Source organism: Clostridium sp. LY3-2 (assembly GCF_024705715.1).
In the GTDB taxonomy this organism is placed as follows: Bacteria; Bacillota; Clostridia; order Clostridiales; family Clostridiaceae; genus Clostridium.
In genome coordinates this window covers 1-13,942 of record NZ_JAMDLQ010000014.1, presented here as the reverse complement: position 1 = coordinate 13,942, position 13,942 = coordinate 1, and the positions used below count along the sequence as shown (strand labels likewise).

The 13,942-nt window shown below is 29.9% G+C and carries 11 protein-coding genes; all 11 read right to left on the bottom strand.

Features of this window, described 5'->3' with window-relative positions; genetic code table 11:
- Position 1: 1 nt before the first annotated feature.
- Positions 2-778 (bottom strand): dimethylarginine dimethylaminohydrolase family protein, encoded by a 777-nt coding sequence (locus tag M4I33_RS03945; RefSeq protein WP_257915582.1) that lies wholly within the window; start codon positions 776-778, stop codon positions 2-4.
- A 110-nt stretch (positions 779-888) separates the two neighbouring features.
- Positions 889-1,734 (bottom strand): MurR/RpiR family transcriptional regulator, encoded by an 846-nt coding sequence (locus M4I33_RS03940; protein WP_257915580.1) that lies wholly within the window; start codon positions 1,732-1,734, stop codon positions 889-891.
- Positions 1,735-1,746: 12 nt separating this feature from the next.
- Positions 1,747-2,826 carry a MupG family TIM beta-alpha barrel fold protein gene (locus tag M4I33_RS03935; RefSeq protein ID WP_257915579.1) on the bottom strand — a complete coding sequence of 360 codons (1,080 nt, stop codon included), beginning with the start codon at positions 2,824-2,826 and terminating at the stop codon, positions 1,747-1,749.
- A gap of 66 nt (positions 2,827-2,892) precedes the next feature.
- Positions 2,893-4,257, bottom strand: a complete 1,365-nt coding sequence (locus M4I33_RS03930; RefSeq protein WP_257915578.1) for a PTS transporter subunit EIIC — start codon at positions 4,255-4,257, stop codon at positions 2,893-2,895.
- A 104-nt stretch (positions 4,258-4,361) separates the two neighbouring features.
- Positions 4,362-5,267 (bottom strand): N-acetylmuramic acid 6-phosphate etherase, encoded by a 906-nt coding sequence (gene murQ / locus M4I33_RS03925; RefSeq protein ID WP_257915577.1) that lies wholly within the window; start codon positions 5,265-5,267, stop codon positions 4,362-4,364.
- A gap of 233 nt (positions 5,268-5,500) precedes the next feature.
- The gene (locus M4I33_RS03920) at positions 5,501-6,928 is read right to left on the bottom strand and encodes a glycoside hydrolase family 1 protein (RefSeq protein ID WP_257915576.1); all 1,428 of its coding nucleotides are present in this window, start codon (positions 6,926-6,928) and stop codon (positions 5,501-5,503) included.
- A 15-nt stretch (positions 6,929-6,943) separates the two neighbouring features.
- Entirely contained in the window at positions 6,944-8,803 is a 1,860-nt protein-coding gene (locus M4I33_RS03915; RefSeq protein ID WP_257915575.1) for a beta-glucoside-specific PTS transporter subunit IIABC, read from the bottom strand.
- Positions 8,804-8,805: 2 nt separating this feature from the next.
- Complete coding sequence (locus tag M4I33_RS03910) at positions 8,806-9,651, bottom strand: PRD domain-containing protein (RefSeq protein WP_257915574.1); 846 nt, start codon at positions 9,649-9,651, stop codon at positions 8,806-8,808.
- Positions 9,652-9,840: 189 nt separating this feature from the next.
- A complete protein-coding gene (locus tag M4I33_RS03905; RefSeq protein WP_257915573.1) occupies positions 9,841-11,310 on the bottom strand; it encodes an amino acid permease in 1,470 nt (489 codons plus the stop codon).
- Between the two features lie 41 nt (positions 11,311-11,351).
- Entirely contained in the window at positions 11,352-12,314 is a 963-nt protein-coding gene (hdcA, locus tag M4I33_RS03900; protein ID WP_257915572.1) for a histidine decarboxylase, pyruvoyl type, read from the bottom strand.
- 414 nt (positions 12,315-12,728) lie between these two features.
- Positions 12,729-13,942: DUF11 domain-containing protein (locus tag M4I33_RS03895; RefSeq protein WP_257915571.1), on the bottom strand; the 1,214-nt coding region annotated here is incomplete at its 5' end.

Here is a 13,942-nt window from a genome sequence, read left to right as displayed (position 1 = left end):
TTCAATTCTCTTTTTTTATTAGTAAAGGTAAAGTTGTACAGTTGAAACTCCCTCCACCTTTTATAAACTCTGAATAATTTAGATATATAGTATTTAGTTTTTCTTTTAGTAAAGTTTTATGCATTTCCTTGTTTGAAGTTAAGATTAGATTATCATTTATAGTAATAAAATTCGTACCTAAATCTAATGTTTCTTTTTTATTTATAATAATAACTTTATTAAATATTTTTTTAATTTCCTCTATATTATAAACATATTCTGATACAACACAAGTTTCTTCATCTATTATGTTAAATACACAATCTAAATGAATTAGCTTATCTTTTTCAAATTCGATTTTAATAATATCAATATCCTTTTTTAAAAGTTTTAGATAATTTTGAAGTTCTTCTACTGCATCTTTTGTTGTTCTATTACTCATTCCAACTAATAATTTGTTTTTGTAGTGGATAACATCTCCACCTTCAATATTATTTTTCATTTTATAATATTTTAAATTCTTTTCTTTAAAATACTTTTCTATAGTTTTTACTACTTGTCTTCTGTTTTCCCTTTTCATATTACTAATGAAAAATGCATCTTCTATTTGAAATGCTAAATCCCTAGTATAAACTTGAGACTCACCGTATATAGGATCTAAAAATCTTATATTAACTTTATTCTTTATTAAAAGATTTATTAGAGAATTATACTGAGAATACATAAGTTTTTTGTCTATATTTTTAGATTCAATATTATAATTTACAGGATAACATAAGAGAATTTCTTTAAAAAACATAATAATACTCCTTTATTAATTACTCCTATTTTAGTTATTCCTTTATATAATATAAAATATCCCTTAATTTAAAATGACTTCATAATCTAAATCATTATGAAGTCATTTCCTTATTCTTTTAAATATTCTATTGCACTTCTTGTTTCTATAAGCTTTTCTTCTACAGACTTTACATCACTTCTTGCGATTCCAAGATAAAGCATATCTATAATCGCAAGCTGAGATATTCTTGAACTTATAGCACCTTCTCTTAAAGAACGCTCTCTAAACGGAACTTTTAAAGTTATGTCTGAGAGTCCTTCAAGTTTGTTGTTTACAGCTGCCCTTGTAATTGAAATTACAGGTGCTCCCTTTTTCTTTGCGTTTTCTGTGCACTTTAATATTTCACGAGTTTCACCTGAATATGATATAGCTACTGCTACATCCCCTTCTTCCATTAAGACTGAAGAGGTTATTTGAAGGTGAGTATCTGAGTGGACGATACATCTTTTATTTATTCTACTTAATTTATAATAAAGGTCTAACCCTACTAGATGAGAACTCCCTATACTAAATACGTATATGTTTTTAGCATTTACTAGTAGTTTGATAGCTTTATCTAATTCTTCTTCTGAAATTAAATCAACAGTACTATCTACAGCTTGATGGATAGAATTTTTTATTCCATAGATTATGCTTTTAGTTTCTAAGCTTTTATCTAAATATTCAAATCCATTAGGCTCTTCTTTTTTTTCTAAAGAAATAGATAACTTTAGTTTCATTTCATTTAAACTACTAAAACCTAACTTTTTAGAAAACCTAACTACAGTAGGTGCAGAAGTATCAGTTTTATCAGCTATTTCTTTTGCTGATAGTTCTATAATACTTTCTTTAGTTTTTATTAAATAATCTGCTATCTTTTTTTCTCTTTCAGTAAAATTATCATAATTTTGTTTTATAAATTCGATTACGTCCATCTAATCACCCTTTTAATCTACTATATTTAAATAAAATTTCTTTCCGTTTCTTATATATTTTAATAGATAATAGTCTTCCTGTAAAACTTCCCCTACTACGTTTATTCTATCATCTCTTTCTAAATCCCTTTTTAAAATCTGTAAGTCTCCCATATATCTTTTATAATCTTCATTATCTATAGTTATATAAAAAGCTTTCCTTTCTATAGTATTTAAAGGTTTTATTACTCCTCCATTTAATAAAAGTCTGCTTTCAGAAGCTCTTATAGCATCCCTTGCGTCGTCTGTTCTTGAACTATAAGTTTCTTTTAAAAGTCTTTTTGAAACTTCGTCTAATTCTACTTTTAATTTTATATCTATTTTAACTGCATCTTCTCTTAATGAAGCTAAATCCTCTAATTCTTTTAAGCTTGGCAAAGAATCTCCTATAAATATAGATTTGTTATCTAAAGCTACTAAGTGGTTTGAAGCTTTAATTATATGGACTCCTCTATGGTCTTCTAAAGTCGGAAGGCCATCTTTTAAAGGGCTTCTCTTTCTATAGCTTGACTCTACAAAAGCTGACGGAGATATGCCTCTATCTAATAATATTTCATTTTTTTCAATCATACATTCTTCTGAAATACCAGTACCGATTCTTGGATAAAAATTATGAAGAGCATCAACATTTTCGTAGTTTGGATTAAATTTATCTAATCTTCTAAAAAAATCTTTAGTTATAGTAGATGCATTTAATTGAATCTTAACTCCAAAATCATTTTTACTCATCTTAGCTATCTCTTCTTCTGTGTATCCAAAGTCTATTCTTATAGTTTTAACCCCTAAGTCTCTAAGTCCTTTTATATCCATATCTTCTAGTTCTAAAAACTTAAAAGTATTAGGTGAAATATCACTTATAATATCCATATCAAATTTTCTTGCAAGGCTATAAAACTCTTTAACTTCTTTTTTTAATACTTTATAATTTGCTTCTGGAATATGAAGTGATGTAAATATTCTAGTAAATCCTAAAGTATTTGCACGCTTTAAAAGCTCCATATTTTCTTCTTTAGTGTTATCTAACCCAAAATAAACTGAAAAACCTAAACTCATAAAAAAATCTCCTTATCTACTTATAGGGGATGCTTAAATTTAGCATCCCCTTAATTTATATTTTAATTATTCTACAGGATCTTCAAATCCTAACATATTTGTAAATACATATCCTCCGATATAAGAAGCTAAAACTCCTAGTAAGAATTGAAGCATTTTTCCGTTTGCTATAAGTAATGCTAAAGGTAAACCTGAAACTCCTAGTGCTACTGCACCTACGTTAAAGGCTGCCATAACAGCTCCACCTATTGCAGCTCCAAGGCAAGCTCCTAAAAATGGTTTTCCAAGAGGAAGTGTAACTCCGTATATTAAAGGTTCTCCTATTCCAAGAACCCCTGGAACTAATCCGTTTTTAGCTGTCTTTTTAAGTCTTTCGTTTTTAGTTCTCTTAAGTACTGCAACTGTTGCGCCTACTTGAGCCATTCCAGCTGTAGCTAAGATTGGTAATAAAACTGTAAATCCTACTGTTGCAATTAAATCTGCATGTATTGGAGTTAAAGCTTGGTGCATTCCTGTCATAACTAAAGGTAAGAATAACCCTCCAGATACTGCACCTGAAATTATTGCTACTATTTTATTATCTGATGCTACTGTTTGGGCTACTATCATCCCTATACCATCTGATATAAACCCTCCGATTGGTTGAAGTATAAATAATGCTATAAGAACTGAAATAGTTAAAGTAACTAATGGAGTGATAAATAAATCTAAAACTTCAGGAACAAACTTTCTGCAAATTTTTTCTATATAAACTGAAAGTACTACAACTAAGATTACTGAAATAATTCCGCCACGACCTGGAGTCAATTTTTCACCAAATAAAGTTATGTTAGCTAGTGCTGGTGCTGATAAAATACCACCTAAAACACCACCCATCATAGGCATTTGTGAACCGAATTCTTTAGCTGCATTTACACCAACTAATACTGATAAAACTGAGAATACTCCGTTTCCGATTAAGCCTATAATTTGAGAAACGTTAGTAGCTTTATAAGCTTCACCAAAGTATACGTTAGCAATATTATTAACAGCTAAAACTAATCCGCAAGCAACGAATAAAGGAATAAGTGGAATAAATACATTACCTAATTTCTTTAATATGTTTTTAAATTTAGTATTATTTTTTTCTTTTAGTTTTGCTTTAGTTTGTGCTACTGCGTCTTCCCCTAAAGCTATCTTTTTATCACCTAAAAGTTTTTGTACTTCTTCTGTTACTTTATTAACCTTACCTGGTCCATAAATAACTTGAAGTTGACCTTCTGCTTCTACTACCCCTAAAGCACCTTCTGATTTTTTTAACCCTTCGATATCAGCTTTACTAAAATCAAAAAGTTCTAGTCTGCATCTAGTCATACAGTTTTGTGCACTTTTAATGTTATCTTTTCCCCCAACTAATTGGACTAAATTTTTTGCAATCTCTGCATTTGTCATAATAATAGCCTCCCTTTAATTATAATCGTTTACATGATTCCTATAATACCTTTAAATAATTTTTATTTAATTATTTGGGAGATTTAAAATCTCCCAAATATAAATTACTTATCTTCTAAAGCTTTAGCTATATAACCTTTGTTTTTATCTAGCTTTTCTTTAGCTTTATCTAAATCTAATCCTGATAAAATCATAAATATTGCAAGTTTTACATCGAAATCTGTTTTCTTTAATGCTTCTTCTGCTTCTTTTAAAGTAACACCTGTTGCTTCACTTACTATTCTCTTTGCTCTTTCAACTAACTTTTCATTAGTAGATTGAACGTCTACCATAAGGTTTCCAAAAACTTTTCCAAGTTTAATCATACTTCCTGTTGATAACATATTTAAAACTAACTTTTGGGCTGTTCCTGATTTTAATCTAGTTGACCCTGTAACTACTTCTGCTCCAACTACTGGAGATATTTTTATCTTAGAAGCTTTTGAAACTTCTGAATCACTATTACAAGTTACTGAAACAGTTAAAGCGCCTATAGAATTTGCATACTCTAAACCTCCTATTACATAAGGAGTTCTTCCTGATGCTGCTAAACCTACTATAGTATCATTTTCTGTTATATTTTTATCTTTTAAATCTCCTATTGCAAGTTCTTTAGAGTCTTCTGCCCCTTCTTTTGCTTTAAATATAGCTGTTTTTCCTCCAGCTATAATCCCTTGAACTAATTCTTCTGAAACTCCGTAAGTTGGAGGACACTCAGATGCATCTAAAATTCCAAGTCTTCCTGACGTTCCAGCACCTATATAAATAAGTCTTCCCCCTTTATTTATTCTATCAACTATTCCGTCTATAGCTTCTGCTATAGCTGGAAGTTCCTTTTCTACCGCTTCTGCAACTTTTTTATCTTCGTTATTTATCATTTTAACCATTTCTAAAGTTGATACTTTATCTATATTTAATGTGTTTGAATTTCTGCTTTCAGTTGTTAATTTTCCTAAATTTAATCTATCCATATCCTTAAACCACCTTTAATTAAATTTTCTTTTGAAATCATTTTCATTTGTTGATTATATATTAACATCTTTGAAACAACGTTTCAAGTATTTATTTAAAATATTTTATTTTATTTCACTAGTAATTTATTCCATAGTATTTTTATTCCCTAAAAGTCTTCTTTTAATAAAAAAAATAGATACTAATTCACCGATTTAGTATCTATTTAAAATCTCTATATTATAAATTTTTATTAAGTTAAACTTTCTCCATTTGTCTTTATTACTTCTTTATACCAATAAAACGATTTTTTCTTTTCTCTTTTATAGTCACCTGTTAAATCATCGTGTTTGTTAACATAAATAAAACCATATCTTTTTTTCATTTCACCAGTAGTTGCACTTACTAAATCAATCGGCCCCCACATAAGATAACCAAAGCAATCTACATAATCTTCTTCGATTGTTTTTTTAAGCTCTATTAAATGCCTATTTAGATATTCTATCCTATAATCATCTTGGATTTTTCCGTTTTCATCCTTTTTATCAATAGCTCCTAAGCCGTTTTCAGTTACTATTATAGGTAATTCATATCTTCTATATACATAATTTAATAAATACCTTAACCCTAAAGGATCTATCGCCCAGCCCCATTTACTTTTTTCAAGATACTGGTTTTGTATTCCACCAAACAAAGTTTCTTCTTCATTACAATCTTTATCGTGATGCGCTACACTTGAAGAATAATAATTGATTCCAATAAAATCTATTTTTCCTCTTTTAAAAGCTTCCTTATCTTCTTCAGTTATATCTAAAACAATCCCTAAATCTTTGTATTGTTTTAGCTTATATTCTGGGAATTTCCCGTTACACATAGCATCTATCTGATAAAATTCTCTATCCATCTCCTTAAAAGCATTTAAAACATTTTTAGGGTTACAATCTATAGGATATACCGGTGTTAATCCGAAAACACATCCTATCTTATAAGAACTATCTATTTTATGTCCTAACTCAACTGCCTTCACACCTGCTAAAGTCATATTGTAGCTAATACTCGCTAATGTTTTCTTTTTTTCTTTCATTGTAGTATATTTAAGTCCTGCAATAATATACGTAAATATATCAGATGCTTCTGTTTGTGGGTCTATATGATTCATCTCGTTAAATGTAACCCAATATTTCACCTTTCCTTTTAAAAAGGTAAACATTGTTTCACAGTATTTTAAATATAAATCTACCACCTTTTTATTATTAAAAGAGCCATATTTATTTACTAAATTTATAGGCATCTCAAAATGGTATAAAGTAACTATAGGCTCAATATTATTCTTAATTAACTCTTCTATAAGATTTTTATAATATTCTAATCCTTTTAAATTTGGAGTTTCATCATCCCCATTTGGATAAATTCTTGACCAATCTATAGATATCCTTAAAGCCTTAAATCCCATTTCTTTAAATAATTTTATATCTTCTTTATATCTATTATAAAAATCTATCCCTGTATGAGATGGATAAAACTTATTATCATCTATTTCAGTACATATTTCCCTTGGTTTTTCATAGCTTCCACTAGTTACTAAATCCATTATCCCGATACCCTTACCATCTTTATCAAAAGAACCTTCGCATTGGTGAGCTGCTATGCTTCCTCCCCATAAAAAATCTTCTCTAATCATAAAACCCTCCGTAATTTATAAAATAACTTTTAAACATTCATTTTTCTCATCAATTTTATTCGCTTCACTAGGTATTACGTCCATAAATTCATAAGAGTTAGTTACAACCATAACTACTGTAGTATCATAACCTTGCTCCTTTATCTTATTAAAATCTACTTTAACTAAAGGAGTACCTACTTCAACTTTATCTGAAACCTTTGCTAAAAGTTCAAAGTTTTCTCCATCTAGTTCAACTGTATTTATACCGATATGAATTAATAATTCTACTCCATCTTTGCTTTTTAAACCAAAAGCATGTTTTGTTGGAAAAATGCTAACTATTTCCCCTTCTATAGGTGAAACTATAAGATTAGAATTCGCACTAATCCCAACTCCCTTACCAAGTGCACCACTAGAGAAAGCCTTATCTTTTATATCTGAAAGTTTTATTAACTCACCAGATGTACAGCCATAAACTACTGACCTTTTAATAAGTGATTTAGTTTCATTAGTTTCATTTAAATTATCTACTTTTTCTATTTTATTTTCTTCTGAATCATCCTCTTTTGGTATTCCAATTAAATACCCAACAACACAAGCTACTACAAAACCAATAACTACTGCAATTATCATTGAATAAAAGTTCTTATAATCATTATTACCTATATATGAAGGTAACCCTGCAAGTCCCCAAGCCATAGCATATGTTTTAACCTGTGCTATCCCAGCAAAGAGACCTCCTACTCCACCACCAATCATAACTGCTATAAAAGGTCTTCTAAATTTTACGAATGCACCATAGATTGCAGGTTCTGTAACCCCCATCAAAGCACTAAAACTAAATGTACCGAAAAGTTGCTTTTGTTTTTTATCTTTAGATCTTAAGAAGTATCCTAGCATAGCACCTGCTACTGCTATATCTGAAATTGTACATGCTGCATAAAAAATAGGATCGTATCCTAATTCAGAATGGAATTGTACTACTATCGGAATAATGAAGTTTCCAGCTCCTAGCATTATTAAGAAAGGTTGTAATGCTGCATATAAAGCTATAACGCTCCAATTTCCTAGTTTGTCCATTAAGAATAAACAAACATAACTCATACCATCGCCTATCCAAGCTCCTATAGGCCCAAATAACATAAGAGTTATTGGAAGACATATTATTAGTGTAAATACTGGATTAAGGAAATATTGCAAAAACTGTGGAACTACTTTCTTTAAAGCCTTTTGCACATATCCCATAAACCATACTGCTAAAATTATTGGAATAAATGAATTTGAATATGTAGTTGTTGGAAGTGATATTCCAAAAATACTAAGCCCACTTACACCATTTATACCTGTTGATAATAACGTAGCTGCAAGTGCTACTGCTAAATACGGACTAGCATTAAGCCTCTTTGCACAAGACATAGCCATAAATATTGGTAAAAAGAAAAATATAGCTGACCTAATGTTATCTAACAGTAAAAACGTAGGACTTTCAGCTGATATTATTCCTGTAAGAGTTAAAAGTGATAAAACTCCAGCTAGCATACCAGCTGCTATAATCGGCTCTAAAATAGGTGTCATTGATTCAGAAAGTAAATCTAATACCGCTTTTACTGGATTTTTTTTACCCTTCTTAACCTCTTCATTTTCACTTAGTTCTAACATATTTATAAGTTCGCTATGAACTTCGCTTACATGAGTTCCGATTATTATCTGATATGCAACATCGTTTGATACGACATCTACTACCCCATCTAATTTTCTTATTTCATCACCTTTAGCTTTTGATCTATCTTTTAATGTGAATCTTAATCTAGTCATGCAGTGTACAACTGCTTGAATATTATCTTTTCCACCTACTAATTCAATAATCATATTATTAAATTCTTTATACTTCATTTCTATTCCTCTCTCTCATTTCTATTTGTCACTCTGTGAATATGAAGCATTAAATAAGTTTCCTCATCAATTGATATATCTGTATCGTATTGTTCCTTTATATAAATTCCTATTTTATTTACGCATTCGTAAGCTCTACTATAAAGTTTTTTAACTTGATTATTTAGTTCTACATCATTATCGTTATAGATTTGACCCTTATTAATTCTATAAAGAAAATATTGAAGATGAGTTATTAACCTCATATAATTTAAGGATGTTTCATCAATATTAACTGAATATGAAAATTGAATTATAGAAATTATATCTCTAAGGGACTCCATAGCCTTTATAGTTACTTTTATGTTGTTTCTATTTTCTTGTAAGTTTACAAAATGTAATGCAATTGATACAGCTTCATCTTCTGGAAATTCTATATTATATTTCTTATTAATCTTATTTAACGCATACAGTCCTATTTCAAAATGCTTAGGATAAAATCTTTTTACCTCCCAAGTCAAAGGACTACTAATAAATTGATTTTTTTTAGCACGATTTAAAGCAAAATTAATATGATCTAATAATGTCAGAGTTAAATAGCTATTTGCCTTTTGATTTAATAATTTTTCACCAAAATCAATTATTTCATTTGTTAAGACAATTTGATTTTCATCGGTGTTAGATAAAAGATAACTAAAGTGTTCTAACATATCATTAGAGTCTAAAACATAAGTTTTTTCAATTTCATTTTCTGTTATTGTTTGCCCTGCTTTTTTCTTAAATGATATTCCTTTAGAATACACGATCACCTCGTTATCCCCTCTTTTTACAACAGCTACATTATTATTTAGAATCTGACTTATTTTCATTATAAAATCCTCCTTTCCAGAAAAAAAACTCAGACTATGCTAGGAACGCAAAAATTCCTATATAGTCTGAGTTCTGCCTGCTTACCAGTTACATACTCAAGTAATAACTACCTCGCTATTACTAGTTTCTTTTCTACCTAGAGTATATTATATTATTTTTTATATGTCAACGGTTACATATATTTTTTTCTACATAAATTTTAATAAATAAATTACACCTATTATCCCAAGAATAACAAGTCCTATAGCTACGTATCTTTCAACCTTTGTAAACTCTTTACTGTTTGGTTCTGATTCTCTTCTAGCTTTTTTAAATACTGGAATACCTAAAGCGTATATTACAAGTGCAATAAGTAAGTATTCAAGTCCTGCTGCATAGATTAACCAAAGTCCATATATCGTACCTAATAAACCTGTAACAACAGCGTATTTACGGCTTGCAAATATCTTAGGGAAATTATCATTTTTCTTAGCTATTTTATATAGATATAATGTTGATGCTATATAACAAGGTAGTGCCATTACACTTGTAATACTAAGCATCATATTCCATGCATTCCCTGCAAAGTGAACACAAATTAATATAACTTGCATTACTATAGTTGAAATAAGAAGTGAAAATGATGGTGCTTCATTCTTATTTTCTTTTCTAAATTCTTTTGGGAAAGTTCCGTCTTTAGCTGCTGCAAATGGAAGTTCTGAAAGCATAACTGTCCAAACAAGCCAAGAACTTAAAATAGCTATAATTACACCTATATTCATAATTATACTTCCCCATTTACCCATAACAGTCATTAGTACTGCTGCTGTAGAAGGTGGTGCCATTTTAGAAACTGCACCTTGAGGAACTACACCAAGTGGTAATAATGAAAGTGCTGTATATAAAATCAAGCAAGTTAAAAATCCTAAAAATGTTGCTTTCCCAACATCCTTTTGAGATTTAGCTCTACCTGATACAACTACTGCACCTTCTATTCCTGTAAATACCCACAAAGTTACAAGCATTGTACTTTTAATTTGTGGTAATAATCCACCTAACGCAGTATCGTGTACAGAAACTACTGTTTTTAATCCCCAAAAATCTGTAAAGAATAAAGATGCTTTAAATGAAATAACTAATGCTAGTAAAAATATTGCAAGAGGTACTAGTTTACCTATGGTACCTATTACATTTATAAAAGTAGCTTGTTTTACGCCTCTTAATACTACAAAGTAAATTATCCAAAGTACAACGGAGCCGCAAGCTATTGATAACCAGTCGTTACCACCTTTAAAGTATCCTGGGAAAAAGTAATTTAAAGAATCCATCAATAGTACTGCATATCCTACGTTTGCAAAAGAGTTACAAATCCAGTAACCCCAAGCCATTAAGAATCCTGTAAACTTACCAAACCCTAGTTCACCGTAAGCGTATATACCTGTTGTTGCGTCTGGTCTTGCTGCTGCAAGTATTCTAAATGTGTTTGCAATAAACCACATACCTACACCAGTTATAACCCACGCAATTAAAATTGCACCAGCTGAAGCGTTTTGAGCCATATTTTGTGGAAGGTTATAAACTCCTCCACCTAGCATAGCACTTATAACAACACCTGCTAAAGCTACAACTCCTAGCTTTTTAGTGCTTCCATTATCTCCTTGACTATTATTATCAGCCATAACAATACCTCCTAAATCTTATTTGATTTTTTTAGATAATGTTATTTCTCATTACATTTAGTTAATGGTTTAAATTCCATTTCTTCTAACCATTCAGGTAATGTAGTATAATTTAAACTTCCAAAACCTGTTTCAGGTACTGCGTCTCTTGCTAAAGTTACATAAGGAGCGCAAGTTAAAGCATTACCTATTTCACCTGGTTTCATTATTGTGTATGCAAATCCAACATAAGTTCTTTCAAATAAAACATGAGAATCTCTTCCGCATTCTTCTACTGACCAAACTACTGATTTTCTATGTTCTTCTAAGAATTTTTTAAGATCCTCTTCATTATCATTTTTAGTCCAAAGCCCTGCATCTTCAATAAATAAATCTGCGCAGTGGTCTCTATCGTTTGAAAGAGAAATAGCTATAAATGACCAAACTCCGTAAGCTTCTCCGTCTTTTAAAGGTCTATCTTCTTTAGGTCTAAATGAAGTTACACTCTTATTTGCACAAATTACGTGGGCACCTGGTGCTGTTGTAAAACGTCTTTCTTTTTCTGTACCAAATAATTCTATACCTGCTTCTAATAAAGGTTTTGCATCAAATACCTTAAGTGGAGTTCCGTCAAATTGTTCCACTTCAAATAAAGGTTTTATTTCATCTTTTGCAATTGAATCATGAACTGCTAAATCATGACCCCAAACTTGTCCTGCTATACCACAAAAGGATGAAGCTGTAAGCATATTGATTTGTCCTACGTAAGCATCATTAATTTCTGCTCTATCATATGAAACTATTCCATCTAATAAAAAGTCATCAGTCTTTTTAACTGTACCTACTGACACTGTAAGAACTGATACATACCCGTTTCCGTATGCACCTGGCATACCGTATCCATCACAATACCTGTCATAAGGACTTATTGCAGTCTTATCTACCTTAGGTGCCCTTATCCTTCTTTCTTTATTAATACCAACCCCTAAAGTTCTGTTTCTTTTTTCTTCAAGATTTTTATTCATCTTAAAAACGCCTCCTCAAAATTTACAATAAAATTTGCATCTTAGAGATATAAGGTTATATCAAACTTTAACCCTTTATATTTGCTACAATCTTCTATGTCTAAGACCATTTAAAGGTATTATACACCTTTATAAAACTTCATCCATTTTTTACATTTAAAGGTTTTCTTATAAATAAGTGTTTACAAGAAGACTTACCTTCTCTTTTTTCAAAATAAGTTTAATTTATCAATTTATATAATAAAAATTTAGTAATTTTATATTTTGAAGCCTATTAATACTCTCTATTTTAAAATATCAATTTAATATTTCTTTTACAGATTTATATTATTTAAAACTAACTATTCATATTGTTAATACTTTTATATAAAAAGGCGTATGAACTTTTATTCATACGCCTAAAATCATTTTACTTTAACACAAATCTATTACTTGAACTTTATAAACTACAGTAATAATTTGACCTGGTGTCATTGTATTTAAATCAAATCCTGCTGATGGGTTATAGCTAGGATATGCTACTCCATTAATAGTAACAGAACCTATAACAAATATTGAATTACGAGGTGTAGGATCTTTAAATACTACATTAGTTGCATTGATATTTCCAATATTAACAATAGTAATTGTATAAGTTATTTCTTCTCCTATTGTTGCATACTTTTTATTAACTGCTTTTGTAACACTTAAATTTCCATAAGCTATATTAGTTGTTACTGTATTTGAAGTTGAAGTTCCTGTATAAGATGCTTCTTTAGGGTCTACTACATATTTAAAAGTAGTAATTGAATTGTTCGTTACTTTATTAGAACTTGGAACTGATGTTACTGTAACTGTAAATGTTACTATAACAACGTTACCTATTCCAATACTTCCTAAACTAAATCCTGTTATAGGACTATACGACCCTTGCGTTACTCCATTTACAGTTACACTTCCTGGATTAAATGTTACGCCAGTACTAGGGATGTCTTGGAAGAATACATTATCATCACTTACATTTCCTACGTTTGTTAAAGTAATAGTGTAAGTTAAGATATCATTTAAAGTTGCTATCTCTTTATCTACTATTTTAATTGAATTAAGCTGCCCTAGAACTACATTAGTTGTAACTAAGTTACTGCTTTGATCTTTATTTATAGTAGAGCCGTTTGGATCTATCTTATAATTAAAGTTTACGTTAGAAATGTTAGTTACATATGCAGGTATAGGAAGAGAATTTATTTTTGCAGTAAATCTAACTGTAACAGTTTGAGCTACTCCTAGATTTGAAAGTGAGAAGCCTATAGTTGGATCGTAGTTTGGATAGACTACTCCATTAATACTAACTGTTCCCCCTACAAATCCTAATTCTCCTTGTAAATTATCTGTAAAATAAAGATTTGTTAAGGTTACATTTCCTGTATTTGTTATAGTTGAAGTATAGTTAATAGTATCATTAACCCTTGCATACATCTTATCTACAGTTTTTGTATTTGTTAAAGTTCCAATATTTATATTAGTAGTTACCGTATTAGAAGTAGCTGTTATAGGATAACTTGCACCTAACGGATCTACATAATACACTCCATTTGAAACTGAATAGTTAGTAATTTGTGGAGGCGATGGAACTTGAGTTACAGTTACTT